The 14,860-nt window shown below is 62.5% G+C and carries 16 protein-coding genes; 7 read left to right on the forward strand and 9 right to left on the reverse strand.

The features are described from left to right. Positions 1-271 precede the first annotated feature (271 nt). Positions 272-520: a hypothetical protein gene (locus tag ACNFHO_RS04880; RefSeq protein WP_063545599.1), complete on the forward strand. Its 249-nt coding sequence runs from the start codon at positions 272-274 to the stop codon at positions 518-520. A gap of 13 nt (positions 521-533) precedes the next feature. Beyond that, the gene (locus ACNFHO_RS04885; RefSeq protein WP_416765483.1) at positions 534-773 is read left to right on the forward strand and encodes a DUF3077 domain-containing protein; all 240 of its coding nucleotides are present in this window, start codon (positions 534-536) and stop codon (positions 771-773) included. 158 nt (positions 774-931) lie between these two features. Here ACNFHO_RS04885 and ACNFHO_RS04890 read toward each other — a convergent pair whose 3' ends face one another. Both ACNFHO_RS04890 and ACNFHO_RS04895 read right to left on the reverse strand, forming a co-directional pair. Next, positions 932-2,173: a M20/M25/M40 family metallo-hydrolase gene (locus ACNFHO_RS04890; protein ID WP_200602819.1), complete on the reverse strand. Its 1,242-nt coding sequence runs from the start codon at positions 2,171-2,173 to the stop codon at positions 932-934. A 137-nt stretch (positions 2,174-2,310) separates the two neighbouring features. Beyond that, positions 2,311-2,496 carry a hypothetical protein gene (locus ACNFHO_RS04895; RefSeq protein ID WP_081255346.1) on the reverse strand — a complete coding sequence of 62 codons (186 nt, stop codon included), beginning with the start codon at positions 2,494-2,496 and terminating at the stop codon, positions 2,311-2,313. A gap of 325 nt (positions 2,497-2,821) precedes the next feature. Between ACNFHO_RS04895 and dusA the strand changes: the two genes are divergently transcribed. From dusA to ACNFHO_RS04910, 3 genes are all read left to right on the forward strand, one after another. Further along, positions 2,822-3,841, forward strand: coding sequence for a tRNA dihydrouridine(20/20a) synthase DusA (gene dusA, locus ACNFHO_RS04900; protein WP_416765485.1), 1,020 nt, complete (start codon positions 2,822-2,824; stop codon positions 3,839-3,841). Positions 3,842-4,036: 195 nt separating this feature from the next. Beyond that, the gene (tal, locus tag ACNFHO_RS04905; RefSeq protein WP_063545613.1) at positions 4,037-4,963 is read left to right on the forward strand and encodes a transaldolase; all 927 of its coding nucleotides are present in this window, start codon (positions 4,037-4,039) and stop codon (positions 4,961-4,963) included. A 202-nt stretch (positions 4,964-5,165) separates the two neighbouring features. Further along, on the forward strand, positions 5,166-7,058 hold the full coding sequence (locus ACNFHO_RS04910; protein WP_416765487.1) for an alkaline phosphatase D family protein: 1,893 nt from the start codon (positions 5,166-5,168) through the stop codon (positions 7,056-7,058). Positions 7,059-7,086: 28 nt separating this feature from the next. On the opposite strand, the gene rssC is transcribed toward ACNFHO_RS04910, so the two are convergent. From rssC to ACNFHO_RS04935, 5 genes are all read right to left on the reverse strand, one after another. Continuing rightward, positions 7,087-7,569: an anti-sigma factor antagonist RssC gene (rssC, locus tag ACNFHO_RS04915; protein WP_054894422.1), complete on the reverse strand. Its 483-nt coding sequence runs from the start codon at positions 7,567-7,569 to the stop codon at positions 7,087-7,089. Then, complete coding sequence (gene rssB / locus ACNFHO_RS04920) at positions 7,566-8,750, reverse strand: two-component system response regulator RssB (protein WP_054894423.1); 1,185 nt, start codon at positions 8,748-8,750, stop codon at positions 7,566-7,568. The genes rssC and rssB overlap by 4 nt, the downstream gene beginning before the upstream one ends. A gap of 332 nt (positions 8,751-9,082) precedes the next feature. After that, the gene (gene mgrA / locus ACNFHO_RS04925; RefSeq protein WP_416765489.1) at positions 9,083-10,123 is read right to left on the reverse strand and encodes an L-glyceraldehyde 3-phosphate reductase; all 1,041 of its coding nucleotides are present in this window, start codon (positions 10,121-10,123) and stop codon (positions 9,083-9,085) included. Between the two features lie 154 nt (positions 10,124-10,277). Continuing rightward, the gene (locus ACNFHO_RS04930; RefSeq protein ID WP_416765491.1) at positions 10,278-11,186 is read right to left on the reverse strand and encodes a LysR family transcriptional regulator; all 909 of its coding nucleotides are present in this window, start codon (positions 11,184-11,186) and stop codon (positions 10,278-10,280) included. A 142-nt stretch (positions 11,187-11,328) separates the two neighbouring features. Beyond that, positions 11,329-12,036 (reverse strand): VacJ family lipoprotein, encoded by a 708-nt coding sequence (locus ACNFHO_RS04935; protein ID WP_416765493.1) that lies wholly within the window; start codon positions 12,034-12,036, stop codon positions 11,329-11,331. A 199-nt stretch (positions 12,037-12,235) separates the two neighbouring features. On the opposite strand from ACNFHO_RS04935, the gene ACNFHO_RS04940 reads away from it, so the two are divergent. Beyond that, positions 12,236-12,799 (forward strand): phosphonoacetaldehyde phosphonohydrolase-related protein, encoded by a 564-nt coding sequence (locus tag ACNFHO_RS04940; RefSeq protein WP_414154024.1) that lies wholly within the window; start codon positions 12,236-12,238, stop codon positions 12,797-12,799. 123 nt (positions 12,800-12,922) lie between these two features. Beyond that, on the forward strand, positions 12,923-13,186 hold the full coding sequence (locus ACNFHO_RS04945; protein WP_063545619.1) for a DUF4404 family protein: 264 nt from the start codon (positions 12,923-12,925) through the stop codon (positions 13,184-13,186). A gap of 88 nt (positions 13,187-13,274) precedes the next feature. On the opposite strand, the gene queF is transcribed toward ACNFHO_RS04945, so the two are convergent. After that, positions 13,275-14,105 carry an NADPH-dependent 7-cyano-7-deazaguanine reductase QueF gene (queF, locus tag ACNFHO_RS04950; RefSeq protein ID WP_416765494.1) on the reverse strand — a complete coding sequence of 277 codons (831 nt, stop codon included), beginning with the start codon at positions 14,103-14,105 and terminating at the stop codon, positions 13,275-13,277. Positions 14,106-14,172: 67 nt separating this feature from the next. After that, the gene (locus ACNFHO_RS04955; RefSeq protein WP_416765495.1) at positions 14,173-14,667 is read right to left on the reverse strand and encodes a cupredoxin domain-containing protein; all 495 of its coding nucleotides are present in this window, start codon (positions 14,665-14,667) and stop codon (positions 14,173-14,175) included. Positions 14,668-14,860: the final 193 nt, after the last annotated feature.

Consider the following 14,860-nt stretch of genomic DNA (forward strand, 5'->3'; position numbering starts at 1 on the left):
GGGAATTATCCTACGCAGCACGCAGCCGTTTCTCTGTTGTTGAAGATAAGCATCAGGGCTAATTTCCCCGGGTCGTCCCTATGGCGACCGGGGGTGAGAGCCCGGCTTTACTGAAGAGTTGGCGGCACTGCTATGGCAGCAGTGCGTGGGCAGGCTTCTGCCTGGCCGGTTTTTGCTAACTCTCGCCGGTCTCTCACCCCACGCACCGCTGCCCCCCTTGTCCTGTGAGAGGGATGATGAAGGTGGCTACTTTGCTTAATGGGAGTTAGCCATGAAAAAGATCGTCCCCGATCCACCCCGCCTCAAACTCGTCAACAACCTCTACTTCTCCATCCATTCCGACCTCATTCCGCCCGACGCCTTGGCTCACGCCAGCGAACTGTTGCGCGGCGTCAGCGAAACCCTCGACGAACACTGCCGGGCCCTGGCCGGTACTCCTGGCCTGAACATGCTCGCCAACGCAGCGCACGCCGCAGAAACGGCTCGCGCCTTGATCGAACATGCACTGAGGCGGATGTGAAAGAGGTTCGCTGATGAATGAAGGCACCACACCCGGCATCGCCACTGCGCTAGGGATGTTCCGCGTGCAACCCGGCATTCCCGTCGGCCAGGCTTTCGACGAAGTCTCGCTACTACTGGGATGCGTGCGCGACCTGAGCGAAATGGGTGATGAATCAATCACGCCTGCGGCCATGGTCGCCCTGAGGTATCTGAGCGCCATGGCCAAAGCATTGATGAACGACCTGGAAGTCGCCAGAAATCAGTCGCCCTGAGTAACCGCCCGCAACCATAAAGCCTGCAATGCACTGCCCGCCCCCCGTGGGGGGGCGGCAGTTCGGCGCCCCGACTTGCCCTCAAAGCAGACACCTCGGCAAATCAAACCGGCATCGCCAGCGATCGCAGGACTATAACCAACTGATCCTACCCGCGCTTACTTCGCCGCCTCGGACAACTGCTGGATCAATGCCACTGTCAGATAAAGCCGCGGCGCGATGCTCGACAGCTCGATGTACTCGTCATCGGCATGCAACCCCGCCCCCACCACGCCCATGGTTTCAAGCACTGCAGGCTTCTCGCTGCCGGGCACATAGGCGTAGCCCGCATCGGTCCCGAAACGCATGGCGATCGGCTCGATATTGCGATCGATCTTCGCGTAAAGCGCCTGGGCGGTTTTCGCCAATTGCTCGGAGCCGGCGTTCTTCGCCAGCGGTGGGCGGCCCTTGTCGAGGCGTACCGTCACTTCGGTGCCGTCGATGAGTTTTTTCTGCACCAGGCGTTGCGCGTCGGCCAGCACTCGGTCGCTTTCGCTCAGGTCCGAGTAGCGCATGTCCGCCTCGGCCGTGGCGCTGGCGGGAATGATGTTGCGCTTGTCGCCTGCCTTGACCATCGTCCAGTTGACCGTGGTGCCTTTGGCCGGGTCACCGAGGTCCTTCAACTGCAGCATCTGGTGGGCCAGCTCCATGGCCGCATTACGCCCAGCCTCAGGCGCGGAGCCTGCGTGGGAAGACTTGCCTTTCACTTCGAGAAATACGCCATTGATGCCATTGGTCGCGACCGTCACCGCATCCTTGTCCGGTGGCTCGTACGAGAACACGTAGTCATGCTTGCGCGCCAGTTCCGCGATGATCGCCTTCGAGCCGCTGGAGCCGGTTTCCTCATCCGGGTTGAACAGTACGGTCAAGGTGCCGAAGCCTTTGAACTTCTCGTCCTGCAGCAGCTTCAGCGAATGCAGGATCATCGCCACACCACCTTTGGCATCGGCCACGCCAGGCCCATAGGCACGCTCGCCCTCGACCTTGAACGGCCGCTTGGCAGCGGTGCCCGGCAGGAACACCGTGTCGTAGTGGACCATCAGCAGGAACGACTTGCTGCCGGTGCCCTTGAAGGTGCCGACGATATTGTCGCCCGCCGAGGGGCTTGCAGGGCTGGTCTTGACCTCGGCACCCAACGCCTTGAGCCGCTCGACCAGCAGGGCGCTGACGGTTTTCAGCCCCGGCGCCTGGCCAGTTCCGGTATCGACATTGACCAGTTGCTTGACGGTGGCGAGATAGGCCTTCTGCTCGGCTTCGGCCTTTTTCAGTAGAGCGTCGGGAGTCAGGTTGGCGGCAAGGGCGGAAAACGACAGGAATGACAAGGCGATGGCAGCGGCGATCGGTGAGCGTCGGATGGGCATGCGAAGTCCTTTATCAATGCAAGGGGAACCTGCAGCTTTGACCATCGATGGCGCTGGCGCCAGCTTTGTAGACCATTTGATGAAATGCAGGCCATTGGCCTTGATGCAAGAAACCCCGCGATTGCGGGGCTGGGGATTCAGGCAAAGACCTTGATTGTCAGTGCGGTGATGCCCGCCACTGCTGTCACCAGACCGGTCGCGATGCCGATCGGGTACCAGAAGGTTTCTCGGGTCAATTTGCCTGCTTCGGCATTGAGCTTGCGAGTCTCTGCCATCAGTTTGGCGATTTCGACGTGAATCTTCTCCGCTTCGGCTTGGGGCATGTCGTATGGATGCATGAGTCTTCCCTTCGGTGCGGGCTGTTTGTGGATTTCGACATGGTGCGGGTTGGTTGAGGCGAACAATCTATCGTAAGGAGGATGCTCGGCAAAGTCAGCGGGGAGCTGTCCAGGCCGTAGGCGGTTTCGCAGGCAATGTTTCCTTAACGGACTGACCACCGGGGCCGGTGCAAGCAAGGCTCTACAGGCAAATACCTGGTGCTCTTGGTAAACTGGCGTCTTGAACGCCTCCTGTCGCGGCTCTGTTGGTACAGCGCCCCGAGCGAAGGGTACAACGCGACAAAATTGTCGGTAATCGGTACTGAATACGTTGAACGAACGCACTGCTTCACAAGCCTCAAACCCACAAACCACGCGCCCTGAACCCTCCCGCCGGTTCAGCGTTGCACCGATGATGGACTGGACCGACCGCCACTGCCGGTACTTCCTGCGCCTGCTCTCCCAACGTGCCCTGCTCTACACCGAAATGGTCACCACCGGCGCCCTGCTCCACGGCGATGCGGCGCGTTTCCTGCGCCATGACGAGTCCGAGCACCCGCTGGCCCTGCAGTTGGGCGGCAGCAATCCGGCTGAACTCGCCGCCTGCGCTCGTCTGGCGCAGGAGGCGGGCTACGACGAGGTCAACCTCAACGTCGGCTGCCCCAGCGACCGGGTGCAGAACAATATGATCGGCGCCTGCCTGATGGGCCACCCGGCGCTCGTGGCCGACTGCGTCAAGGCGATGCTCGACGCGGTCGAGATTCCGGTGACGGTCAAGCACCGCATCGGCATCAATGGCCGCGACAGCTATGCCGAGCTGTGCGACTTCGTCGGCCAGGTGCGCGACGCGGGCTGTCGCAGCTTCACCGTGCACGCACGGATCGCGATCCTCGAGGGCCTGTCGCCAAAGGAGAACCGCGAGGTGCCACCGCTGCGCTACGAAGTGGCGGCGCAGTTGAAACAGGACTTTCCGGACCTTGAGCTGGTGCTCAACGGCGGGATCAAGACCCTCGACGAATGCCGCACGCACCTGCAGACCTTCGACGGCGTGATGCTGGGGCGCGAGGCATACCACAACCCGTACCTGCTGGCCGAGGTGGATCAACAACTGTTCGCCAGCGACGCGCCCGTCGTGACGCGCAGCGAGGCGATGGCGCGGCTGATGCCGTATCTGGTGGCGCATGTGGAGAGTGGCGGGGCCATTCATCACATCACCCGGCATATCCTCGGCCTGGGCCAGGGCTTCCCGGGGGCGCGGCGGTTCCGCCAGTTGCTGTCGGCAGACATTCACAAGGCGGCCGAGCCGCTGAAGGTGGTCGAGCAAGCGGCAGAGTTGCTGGCCGGACGCTAGGGGAACCCTGGGCGGGGGCTGGACTCGAAGGGGGAGTCGATGCCCCATCCAGGGGCTGCCATGTGGCCATCGCGGGGCCAGCCCGCGCCCGCATGATGCAGGATAGCCTTAGCCGGTGTTTGGCCTTGAGTGGCCGCCAGGGCTCGGGTAATGTCAAGACACTCACAGGACAGAGCATCAGGACAGAGCACGCCCATGACCTCAAAGCTGGAACAACTCAAGCAGTTCACCACCGTGGTCGCCGACACTGGGGACCTGGATGCCATCACCCGCCTCAAGCCGGTCGATGCCACCACAAACCCGTCGCTGCTGCTCAAGGCCGCGGCCATCTCGGGTTACGCCGACCTGCTCAAACAGGTCAAGGCTGATGCCAAGGGCAACGTCGACCTGGCCTGCGACAAATTCGCGGTGGCCGTGGGCGCGGGCATTCTCAAGGTCATCCCCGGGCGTATCTCCACCGAAGTGGATGCCCGCCTGTCGTTCGATGAGCCGGCGTTGCTGAACAAGGCCCGCCAACTGATCGCCCTGTACGAAGCTGCCGGCATTTCCAAGGATCGCGTGCTGATCAAGCTGGCCTCCACCTGGGAAGGCATCCGCGCCGCCGAGAAACTGGAAAAGGAAGGCATCCAGACCAACCTCACGCTGCTGTTCTCCTTCGCCCAGGCCCAGGCCTGTGCCGATGCCGGGGTGTTCCTGATCTCGCCGTTCGTGGGCCGCATCTACGACTGGTACAAGAAGAGCACCGGCAAAGAGTACGTCGGCGCCGAGGATCCAGGCGTGCAGTCGGTGACACGCATCTACGATTACTACAAGACCAACGGCTACGACACCGTGGTCATGGGCGCGAGCTTCCGCAACGTCGGGCAGATCGAGCAACTGGCCGGGTGCGATCGCCTGACCATCAGCCCGGAGCTGCTGCAACAGCTGAGCGACGACCAAGGCGAGCTGCCGCGCATCCTCAAGCCGGGCAATACCGGCGAAGCCAAGCAAGTGCTGAACGAGAGCCAGTTCCGCTGGGCGATGAACGAAGATGCCATGGCCACCGAGAAGCTGGCCGAGGGCATTCGCCAGTTTGCACGCGATCAGGAGAAGCTCGAGGCGTTGATGGCCGACAAAGGCTGACACATATCCGAGTTGTGGAACGGGCGGGAAGTACTGAGTATTTCCCGCCCGTTTGCGTTTGTGTATTCGAAAAAGAAGCTGCCGGCCCATCGCGGTAAAAGCCCGCTCCCACAGAAGCATGTACCCTGCCACGGAATAGGTGCTGCTGTAGGAGCGGGCTTGTCCCGCGATGGGGCCGGCAGCCTCCCAACAGATGGAAGCAATGACCACCACCCTCCCCCTCGTTCTCGCTGGCCCCGTACTGCGCCGCCTGGAACCGCAACGCCTGGCCATCTGGCTGGTCGCTTCACGACCACTGAACCCCAAGCTCGTGCTGGACTGCCCGCACGTCGGCAGCCAACTGGAGTGCCAGGTCGTCGCCATCGGCGAACATGCTCATGTACACCTGCTGAACCTGCACTTCGACCAGCCCTTGCCCGAAGATGTGCTGCTGGAGTACGACCTGCACCTGGACAATGATCAGAGCATCGCCGACTGGGCGCCGCACCTGCTGTACCCAGGTGCCAGTCGTCCGAGCTTCGTGTTGCGCAAGCGTATCGATCCATTGCTCCACGGCTCGTGCCGCAAACCCCATCACCCCGCCGCCGACGGCCTGCTCTGCGCCGACCGCCTGCTGCTCGACAACCCACCCCCTGAACAACGCCCGGCACTGCTGATGATGACCGGCGACCAGGTGTATGCCGACGATGTGGCCGGCCCCACCCTCAAGGCCATCCACGGCTTGATCGAACGCCTGAAGCTGTTCGACGAGCCTCTCGACGGCGCGCTGGTCGACAGCGGCCAGGCGCTCTATCGTCATCCCGCCTGCTACTACCATCGCGCCGACCTGCTGCCAGCCCAGCAGGGCAATGAGCCGCTGCGCCGGCGTTTCTTCCGGGGCAAGCGCAAGCCGATCTTCTCGTCGAGCAATGCCGACAATCATCTGGTGACCTTCGCCGAGGTCATGGCCATGTACCTGCTGGTCTGGTCGCCCATACCCTGGACACTGGTGGGGCTGGAGGCGCCCGAGGGGCTCTCTGTCACGCGCCAGCAGCGCTACCAGGACGAACTGCCGCTGATCGAGGCGTTCCGCGACGGCCTGAGCCAGGTGGCGCGCGTCATGGCGCACCTGCCCTGCCTGATGATCTTCGACGACCACGACATCACCGATGACTGGAACCTGTCGGCGCAATGGGAGCAGACCGCCTATGGCCACCCCTTCTCGCGCCGAATCATCGGCAACGCCCTACTCGGCTACCTGCTGTGCCAAGGCTGGGGCAACGACCCCAAGGGCTGCACAACACTGGTCGAGGGATTGCAGGCACTGACTGCAAATGCACCGCAGGGCGCATTGGACGGTGAGGCTCTGGATACACTGATCGGTGATCTGCTGCGTTTCCAAGGTTGGCAGTACGACCTGCCCAGCGACCCACCGCTACGCGTACTGGACACCCGCACCCGACGCTGGCGCAGCGAACGCAAGCTGAGCAAGCCGTCCGGGCTGCTTGACTGGGAAGCGCTGTGCGAACTGCAGCAGGCCCTGCTCGATCATCCGTCAGCGATCATCGTGTCACCGGCGCCGATTTTCGGGGTCAAGCTGATCGAGACGGTGCAGCGGGTGTTTACTGCACTGGGCTACCCGCTGCTGGTGGATGCCGAGAACTGGATGGCCCATCGCGGCGCCGCTCAGGTGATCCTGAATATCTTCCGCCATTCCCGCACGCCGGGACACTACGTGATCCTGTCGGGGGACGTGCATTATTCATTCGTCTACGAAGTGCTGATCCGCCACCGCCAACACAGTCCACACCTGTGGCAGGTCACCAGCAGCGGGATCAAGAACACCTTTCCAGTGCGCCTGCTGGATGTGCTCGACCGTCTGAACCGCTGGCTGTACTCACCGCGCTCGCCGCTCAACTGGTTCACCCAGCGCCGATCGATGGAGGTGGTGCCGCGCGTGCCAAGCCGAAGCAAGGCCGGGGAGCGGCTGTGGAATGGTGCGGGCCTGGGGCAGGTATTCTTCGACGAGCAGGGGCGGCCGGCGCGGGTTGTCCAGCTGAGTGCCGAGGGCGATGAAGCGACGGAGTTCGTGCGGTGTGGTGAGAGGGACCGCTAGCGGATCCCGGGGCGCCATTGGTGCCGAATCAGGAACGCTCCAGCGCACTCACCAGATCACGAAACGCTTCGCGGTTGGAGTCGTTCAGGCCCATGAGAATCTTGTGCGCCTCCAGCACCTTGGAGCGCACCACTTCTTCGTTCTGATCCTGCGATGGCAAGTCGCTCAGGCAATCCGGGCATGGCAGCGGACGGTCGACGATGTTGAATACCTGGTCGAATCCCATCGACTGCAATAGCCGGGAAATGTCCGGGTTGGTGGTGACCACGGTCGGCAGCAGGCCGACCTTCTGCCGCGACAGGATCGACAGCTTGGCCAGCAGGCCCAGGGTGGTGCTGTCGATGCTTTCGGTTTCGGTCAGGTCGATGACGATGGCCGAGAAATTCAGTGCGGTGAAGATCTTCTCGATCGTCGCATCCAGCGCCGAACACAGGGTCAGGCGCACTTCACCGACGAATTTCAGCACGAAGGTACCGCTCTGCTCGGCGAACTGGATTCTACCGGTACTCATTGAAGGTTCCTGCTCAACACCAATAGGGCGATATCATCCGGCATCTCCCCAAGCGTAGCCAATCCGAATCGTTGGCGCAGCCCGTCCAGGCTGCCCCCCGCGGTCTTGACGATTTCCGGCAAGGCCGCTTCCTTATCTTTGAGTGTATCCCCAGGCAAAAGGTCCAGGATGCCATCGGACATGAGCGTGAGACTGAAGCGCGGCGGCAGCTCGAGCACATGGTCCTGGTAGGTGGCTTCATCGAACAGCCCCACCGGCAGGCCACGGCCTTCCAGATAGCGGGCCTGCCCCGGGGTGTAGAGCACAGGCAGCGGCAGGTGGCCGCCGACGCTGTAGGTCATCAGGCCGGTGTCTTCGTCGATCACCCCGCCGACCATGGTCACATGCTTGCCCAGCTTGCAGTTGATCAGGCCACGGTTGATGTGCGCCAACACCTGCGACGGCTTGAACTCGCGCATCTTGCCGTTGCGCTTGAATTCGAACAGCAGGCGGGTGGTCATGAACTTGAGCAGCACGGTGACGAAGGCCGAAGACGCGCCATGGCCGGACACGTCGGCCAGGTAGAAGGCGATACGGCGCTCGTCGACGCGGAAATAATCGGTGAAATCGCCGGAGAGGTAGAGCGAGGGGATGATCTGGTGGTCGAACGACAGATCGCCCGCAGTCCACGGCTTTTCCGGCAGCATGTTCATCTGCACCTGGCGACCGGCGGTCTGGTCTTCCTGCAGCAGGTGCAGACTGGCTTCCAGCTCCCGATTGGCAGCTTCGAGCTTGTCGCGATAGCGCTGGTTCTCGAGCACCAGGCGCGAACGATCGAGCGCACGGCGCACCGAGTGTTCGAGCACGGCAAGGTCTTCCAACGGCTTGATCAGGTAGTCGGCCGCGCCCAGGCGCAGGGCCTCGACCGCATCGCTCATGACGCCGGCACCGGATACCACGATCACGGGCAACTGCGGAGCGTGCTCGGTGATCCGGCGGATCAATTCGAGGCCGCCCATCTGCGGCATGCGCAGATCGCAGATCACGAGGTCGGGCTGGTGTTCTTCGAAGACCTGGAGCCCCTGCTGGCCATTACCGGCCTGGAGGACGCTGAAGCCACTGTCTTCCAGATAGGCGGCGAGGCTTGCACGGACCACGTCGTCGTCATCGATGATCAGCAGCGTTGCACTGGTTTTCTGCATGTGGGCGAACGGCGCCGATTGGTTGGCGTAGCGAACATCGGCAAGGGCGACGGACGGCTACTGGAATACTCTGTGACCACTTCTCTTTGAGGTGTAGGACAAGAAAACCTGTCCGGCAAATCGCAGTGGTGCCCTGTAAGGCGCAGACGGTACTCCCATCCGCGGGGCGTTTCAAGCATACGAGGGTCGAGTTCGCTGTGCTAATCACCAGCGGTTATTTGGCAGGGCCGTTTGGCATACGGTTGGGTATAGAAAAGCCCTTGAGCGGCCAGACAATTACAGGATGTAAATGCCTGAGGCTACTCGCGGGCAGGTCTGGAAAAGATCAGGTTTCAGCGACGACCGATGTGCGACGACACACTCCACAAGTCGACGCCACCGTCTGTGGCATGACGGTCGATGGCGGCCAGCTCGTCAGGGGTGAACTGCAGATTGCCCACCGCATCGAGGGAGTCGTCGAGCTGCGCCAGCGTACGTGCGCCGATCAGCGTCGAGGACACCCGCGAATCACGCAGCACCCAGGCGATCGCCATCTGCGCCAGGGTCTGGCCGCGGGCCTGGGCGATGTCGTTGAGGCCGCGGATTCGCGCCAGGTTGTCATCGCCGAGCATGCGCGACGGCAGCGAACCACCCCGGGTGGCGCGCGATTCGCTTGGCGCGCCCTGCAAATACTTGTCGGTGAGCATGCCCTGGGCCAACGGCGAGAAGGCAATGCAGCCGACTCCCAGATCATCGAGCGTGCCGAGCAAGCCCTGCTCGATATCGCGGTTGAGCATCGAGTAGTTGGGCTGGTGGATCAGCAGCGGCACGCCTTCAGAAGCCAGGATTGCTGAAGCTTCGCGGGTCAACTCCGGCGAATAGGAGGAGATGCCCACGTACAGGGCCTTGCCCTGGCGGTGCAACTGCGCCAGCGCGCCCATGGTCTCTTCCAGCGGTGTGTCGGCATCGACCCGGTGCGAATAGAAAATGTCGACATAATCCAGGCCCATGCGTCGCAGGCTCTGCTCGCAACTGGCGATCAGGTGCTTGCGCGAGCCGGTCGGGCCGCCGTAAGGGCCCGGCCACATGTGCCAGCCAGCCTTGGTGGAGATCACCAGCTCATCGCGGTAGGCGGCAAAATCCTGGGCCATCCAGCGCCCGAAGTGTTCTTCGGCGGAGCCGGCAGGCGGGCCGTAGTTGTTGGCCAGGTCGAAGTGCGTGACACCGCGGTCGAAGGCACGGCGCAGCAGGCTGCGGCCGGTCTCGAACTGATCCACGCCGCCGAAGTTCTGCCACAGGCCCAGAGAAATGGCCGGCAGGACCAGGCCGCTGCGCCCAACACGACGATAGGGCATGGCGCCCTCATAGCGACCGGGATCGGCAAAATAAGTCATCAAGTCCACCTCTTGGTCTGGTTACATGCTAGGCAGTGCGCAGCCTGTCGGCGCGACCACCGCTGAATCCATTCAATCAGCAAACGCGCGAACTTCAGACAGAAAAGAACTCAGCGCCATGCTGAACCATTTTCATCATTTAGTCAGACTAGGCTCATGAGAGGCCCTGATCGGCTCGAATCAACTCGATCAGCTGACGCAGGGCGGGTGGCGTCTGGCGGCGGCTGGGGTAGTACATCACCAGCGGCTCGTCGCTGGAGGCCCATTGCGGCATCACCACTTCCAGCGCACCGCTGCGCAGCTCTTCGCGCACGCGCATTTCCAGGCAGTACGCCAGGCCCAACCCCGCAACTGCGGTACCAATGGCCATGTCGCTGGCGTTCAGGCGCAGCGGCCCCGGCCCTTCGATGCGCACCTGCCGTTCTCCGTCACCCAGCTCCCAGGGGTAGACCGAATCGTCGCCGATACGCATCTGGATGCAGCGATGCTGCATGAGCTCGGCGGGCGATGTGGGTCGGCCGTGCTTGTCCAGATATGTCGGCGCGCCAACCACAACCCAGCGCAACACGCCGGTCAGCGGGATGGCGATCATGTCCTGGGGCACGGTTGCACCGAAGCGGATGCCGGCATCGAAGCCTTCGGCAACGATGTCGAGCATGCGGTCGTCCATCACCAGGTCGAGGTGTACCTGGGGAAAGCGCGACAGGAACCGATCAAGCACCGGCAGGATCAGCAGGCGCCCGGCGTCATGGGGAATATTCAGGCGCAGGCGACCGACGGGCGCCTTGCGGTGGTCTTCGAGGGCATTGAGGCCGTGGCCGATGGCTTCGAAGCCCTGGGCCAGGGACTGCATGAGGTCGCTGCCGGCGGCCGTCAGCGCGACCGAGCGGTTGGTGCGATTGAGCAGGCGGACTTCGAGGCGATCTTCGAGCTTCTTCATCGTATGACTCAACGCCGAGGCGGTCAGTCCGAGCTCGTTGGCGGCATCGACGAAACTGCCGCGACGTGCAATGGTGAAAAATACGTTCAGGTCCGCCAGATCGGAGCGCTTGAATGCCGCCATGGGGCCAGCCACCCTTGAGAATGAGAACGACGGCCATTGTGCCGTCAATCAGGGAGAAGCTGAACGCACAGGTGCATCACTTTCACACTGCGCCAAAACGAAGAAGGCGACCCTTGCGGTCGCCTTCTTCTGCTTGCCTGACTCAGAAGTCGTCTTCGACTTCCCCGTCCTTGACCTTGAACTCGCGGTTCTGCAGGTAGGCGTTGCGGATGAAGATGTACTTGTCGCCCTGCATCAGCTTCTCTGCCGACAGCAGGCTGGCGCGGGTGTCGATCACGTCCAGGGCGAAGATCGAGTTGCGGGTCGGTACATGATCGATATAGCGGTAGGGTTCGGTGAAGGAGTCCGGGTACTTGGACAGGCCGTCACGCACAGTACTCGGCCCCAGCAGCGGGATGACCACGTATGGCCCGCTGGGCACGCCCCAGTAGCCGAGGGTCTGGCCGAAATCTTCGTCGTTGCGCTGCAGCCCCATGCGGGTGCCGACGTCGATGAAGCCGCCCAGGCCGAACGTGGTATTGACGATCAGCCGCGCCGTGTCGATGCCTGCCGCGCGAGGCTTGAGCTGCAGGACATTGTTGACCAGGTTGCCGACGTCGCCCAGGTTCAGGAAGACATTGTGAATGCCGTCCTCGAGGAACTGCGGGGTGACCGCCTGATAGCCTTGGGCCAACGGCTTGAGGGCGTAGGTATCAATGGTGTCGTTGAACCTGAAGATCGGTCGATTGACCACTTCCCAGGGATCTTCCTCGGTCGCCGCCTGGGTGGCGGCCACAGGCGCCAGCAACAGAGTGGCACAGACACAGGCCTGGGTGATTCGCTCGATCACACCGGCACCGATCCTCTGCATAGATGTTTCTCCATCGGATTTCACGGTGGCAGCCGCCTGAAGGCGCTGCTGGATAGTACGCCAGTATAAAGGCAATCTGGCAGGCAGCCAGCATTACACACCTTTGTTCAACATTTTGTGAACAAGAGTTTCATCTTCCAACTGTCATCCGACCGTCATGAAGGGCGTTTAGCCTGCGGTGTATTTCAGGGATGTTGCCATGCACGAAGCGCCCGCCCTCACTGCTGTGCTGTTCGGCCTGCGCGGCTGCCTGGTCCAGGCCGCGAACGGCAGCCCCCTACCCGCCCCAGGTGCCCTGGACACTCTCCAACAACTGCGGCGCCAGCAAGTACCTTGCATCTGGCTGGACGACCTGAGCGACCATCAGGGCGAGCACCTTGCCCGCGTGCTCCCCGACTGGCTGCCCGGCCAGGTTGCCAACGGTTCACCATGGCCCTCACCGAATGCTTGCTGGCAGGCATTGATGTCATTGAACAGCGATCGCCTCGATGGCTGCGTGCTGGTCAGTGGCGAGCCGCGCCTGTTGCAGTCGGGCCTGAACGCCGGATTGTGGACGGTCGGCCTTGCCGCCTGCAGCCCAACCTGCGACCTGGCATCGAGCCGGTGGCAAGCCATGAGCACGCAGGAGCAGGAGTTGGCCCGCGGCAAGGCTACCCTCGAACTGTTCGGCCTGGGCGTGCACTCGGTGATCGACCACCTGGAGTCACTGGACACCTGCCTTGCGGACATCGCTCAGCGCCGACGCAAGGGTGAAAAACCCTGACACAGCGTCGTTGATGCCGGTCATGCAAAGCGCCAGCAAGTGGATTACGCTTGAGGTCAGGCCAGAACCTTTGCCGCTTCGCCGAGGTCCATGGCTTGCCAAGTCATTGATGGAGAACAGCCAATGCCCGCCCGCGAATTGCAAGAGCGCCTGAACAGCCTGCGCGAGCAACTGGATCGAAACGTACCGCTGTCGGAAGAAGAACTCGCCAGCCTGCATGAGGAAGCGCGACAGATCGAAGCGCAACTGAAGCTCGAAGAGGCCACGCCAGACAACAACCTGGTCGATGGCGTGAATCTGGCCATCGAGCGTTTCGAAGCCGATCACCCGGACCTCACGGCGACGCTGCGCAGCATTGCCAACTCGCTGCACAGCATGGGGATCTGATTTCATCACCAGGAGCCGCCCCTGCAGTCATCACCTGCGGGAGCGGCCTCGCGCTACGCTGGGGGTATAACGCCCCCAAGCATTGCGCTTACTGGCGCACCAACCGCCCGTTGCTCGGACTGATCGGCCGATTGCTGCGGTAGGGGTTGATGTCCAGCCCACCCCGACGCACATAACGCGCATACACCGTCAGATGCTCCGGCTGCAGCAGGCGCAGCAGGTCCAGGTAGATCCGCTCGACGCACTGCTCGTGGAAGTCGGCATGCTGGCGGAAGCTCACCAGATAGGTCAGCAGGCTGGCATGATCCAGCGCGCGCCCCTTGTACTCGACCACCACACTCCCCCAGTCAGGCTGGCCGGTGACCGGGCAGTTGGACTTGAGCAGGTGGCTGTGCAGGGTTTCCTCGACGATGCGCTGCGAGTCGCAGCGCAGCAGTTCAGGCTGCGGTTGCTCGTAGTTGCTGATGCTCACGTCCAGCCCATCGATGCACTGGCCCGACAAGGCCACCACACCCTGCTGCTCGACCTCACCCAGCGTTCGAACCTGAACCTTCACAGGCTTGCCTGCAGCAGCGGACAAGTCCTTCTCCAGGCACGCCTGCAGCTCGCCGGTCGATGCGAACACCGTCTGGTTCAACGAGTTGAGGTAGAGCTTGAACGACTTGGACTCGATGATGTTAGGCGAGTCGGCCGGAATGGCGAACTCGCCGATGGCCACCACCGGCTTGCCGGAGGGCAGTAACCACGACAGCTCGAAGCAGTTCCAGTAGTCCACGCCCTGCCACGGCAGGGTCTGCGCGGTCACACCCAGCTCGGCCCATTTGGCCGTGCGTGGGATCGGAAACAGCAGCGACGGGGTGTAAGTGGCGATGTATTCGCTGGACTTGCCCAGCGGGGAGTGTTCGGCGGCGGGATGCATGTATCTGACCTGAAAGCGCGGGAATGGCGCCATTCTACCGGTTTTGCACCCCGCCTTGGGGATGATGTCACTCGATGGTCAACTGACCGACCATGCCCGCCTGATAGTGGCCCGGTACATTGCAGGCGAACTCAATGGGCGCCGACTTGCGGAAGGTCCAGGTCAGCTCGGCGCGCTGCCCGGGCTGGACCAGCACAGTGTTGCCCTGATCATGCCCGTTGCCGCCATGGCCCATCTGGCTGTGGTCCATCCCGGCCATGTTGCCATGGTCCATGCCCGCCATGGCCGCCATCTCCTTCTGGTGCTCGACGTGCATGGCCTTGTCACCCAGGTTGAACTCATGAGCCAGCTTGCCTTCGTTGATCACCACGAAGCGCACCGTCTCGCCGGCCTTGACCTGCAGGCTCTTGGGCTCGAAGGCGATATCCTTGAGCACCACATCGACGGTACGGGTGGCCTTGGAGGCCGGCGCCGGTTCGCCGAAGCCGAAGGCCTTGGCGCCATCGGCGAAGACCGGCAGGCTGGCCACGGCAAGGGTGGCGGCGAGGATCAGGTGTTTCATGGCAACTCCGGTTTGTGCGCTAGAGATGGAGCCACTCTAGGGTCATGGGACTGGCGGCTAGCTGACAGGCAGATTACAAGTTTGTCAGCTTGGGCGCGCTTGCCGATCGTCACGTATCATTTGAGCCAATGCTGCGGCACGACACTCCGGGCTGTTCTATGGAAACTGGAGTGCTTGTGCGCTTACCTTTTTG

The sequence above is a fragment of the Pseudomonas sp. NY15374 genome (assembly GCF_048068255.1).
In the GTDB taxonomy this organism is placed as follows: Bacteria; Pseudomonadota; Gammaproteobacteria; order Pseudomonadales; family Pseudomonadaceae; genus Aquipseudomonas; species Aquipseudomonas machongensis.

Coding starts and splice junctions, on each gene's coding strand:
- ACNFHO_RS04880 (WP_063545599.1), top strand. CDS start 272: ATGAAAAAGATCGTCCCCGATCCACCCCGCCTCAAACTCGTCAACAAC.
- ACNFHO_RS04885 (WP_416765483.1), top strand. CDS start 534: ATGAATGAAGGCACCACACCCGGCATCGCCACTGCGCTAGGGATGTTC.
- ACNFHO_RS04890 (WP_200602819.1), bottom strand. CDS start 2,173: ATGCCCATCCGACGCTCACCGATCGCCGCTGCCATCGCCTTGTCATTC.
- ACNFHO_RS04895 (WP_081255346.1), bottom strand. CDS start 2,496: ATGCCCCAAGCCGAAGCGGAGAAGATTCACGTCGAAATCGCCAAACTG.
- tal (WP_063545613.1), top strand. CDS start 4,037: ATGACCTCAAAGCTGGAACAACTCAAGCAGTTCACCACCGTGGTCGCC.
- ACNFHO_RS04910 (WP_416765487.1), top strand. CDS start 5,166: ATGACCACCACCCTCCCCCTCGTTCTCGCTGGCCCCGTACTGCGCCGC.
- rssC (WP_054894422.1), bottom strand. CDS start 7,569: ATGAGTACCGGTAGAATCCAGTTCGCCGAGCAGAGCGGTACCTTCGTG.
- rssB (WP_054894423.1), bottom strand. CDS start 8,750: ATGCAGAAAACCAGTGCAACGCTGCTGATCATCGATGACGACGACGTG.
- mgrA (WP_416765489.1), bottom strand. CDS start 10,123: ATGACTTATTTTGCCGATCCCGGTCGCTATGAGGGCGCCATGCCCTAT.
- ACNFHO_RS04930 (WP_416765491.1), bottom strand. CDS start 11,186: ATGGCGGCATTCAAGCGCTCCGATCTGGCGGACCTGAACGTATTTTTC.
- ACNFHO_RS04935 (WP_416765493.1), bottom strand. CDS start 12,036: ATGCAGAGGATCGGTGCCGGTGTGATCGAGCGAATCACCCAGGCCTGT.
- ACNFHO_RS04940 (WP_414154024.1), top strand. CDS start 12,236: ATGCACGAAGCGCCCGCCCTCACTGCTGTGCTGTTCGGCCTGCGCGGC.
- ACNFHO_RS04945 (WP_063545619.1), top strand. CDS start 12,923: ATGCCCGCCCGCGAATTGCAAGAGCGCCTGAACAGCCTGCGCGAGCAA.
- queF (WP_416765494.1), bottom strand. CDS start 14,105: ATGCATCCCGCCGCCGAACACTCCCCGCTGGGCAAGTCCAGCGAATAC.
- ACNFHO_RS04955 (WP_416765495.1), bottom strand. CDS start 14,667: ATGAAACACCTGATCCTCGCCGCCACCCTTGCCGTGGCCAGCCTGCCG.